At 64.8% G+C, this 866-nt stretch carries 1 pseudogene; it reads right to left on the bottom strand.

The window, feature by feature from the left end:
• Window positions 1-526, bottom strand: a pseudogene (locus U5768_RS31830) (hypothetical protein); the annotation flags it as partial.
• Window positions 527-866 lie beyond the last annotated feature (340 nt).

Genomic DNA, 866 nt, shown 5'->3' with positions numbered 1-866 from the left:
CGTCACCAGAATCCGCGCTGAACAGGTCATCGTCAGAAGCGCCGCCGTCACCAACGTCGTCGCTGGCTGAATCTTCGTCACCACCGCCAAGCATCGCACGTCCCGCCGGCTCAACGAAGCCGAGCAGGCCAAAGCCATCGTCAGCCGTGGCAGCGACGCCCAAGGCCGGCCGTGGGTCGAGCGTCGCACTCACGATCCCAGCCCCTGAGTCCAGCGGGGGCAACTCACCGTTGGCCCGTCGCAGTGCGTCAAACTCGTCGGCGTTCAGTATCCTTGGCGCATATCCGTAACCACCGCCGCCAGTCGTGGGCCAGTGGAGTGGCCCCGGGGTAGGCTGCGCCACGCGCGCTGCGCCCCGGAATTCGCGGTTCACCACCGGCACAAGCTGGCCGGATGCTACCGCACCGCATAGCTGTTTCTTGACCCCGGCGTTATCGGCCGGCAGATTCCAGTGCGCCAGGTTCAGCCGGTCGCGGACAAACGCCCGAACGTCGCGCAACGCCCTTTCGCCAGTAATCGAACGCAAGTCCCAGTCCGGACGGAAACGCCGCGCAAAGGCCGCCCGGTCGTCTGCAAGTTATCTGAGCCGGTCTTTCTCCCACAACTCGCTCTTGTCCACTTCGCTCAGTGGCCGCGTATTCCACGAGTAGGAGGAGTTGTCCCGCCCCGCGTTTGGGTAGAGCTGGCGGGTCGCCATATTGCGGTAGCCGCGCCCCCAGCTCGTCAGGTCGTAATACTGTGGCCCCGGAACCAGCGTGCACTGCCACCCGTTTTCGAGCGGTACGTCAAGTGTGTTCCACGTCATGCGCTACCCCGTCAATTGCTATTGGCGACGGCGCGTATAAGTAGCACACGGGCCGGCGGCA

Origin of the sequence: Paraburkholderia sp. J76 (assembly GCF_905220295.1) — a bacterium.
Taxonomy (GTDB): domain Bacteria; phylum Pseudomonadota; class Gammaproteobacteria; order Burkholderiales; family Burkholderiaceae; genus Paraburkholderia.
Note: the sequence above shows the minus strand (reverse complement) of the source record. Positions and strands in the feature narration are given on the sequence as shown.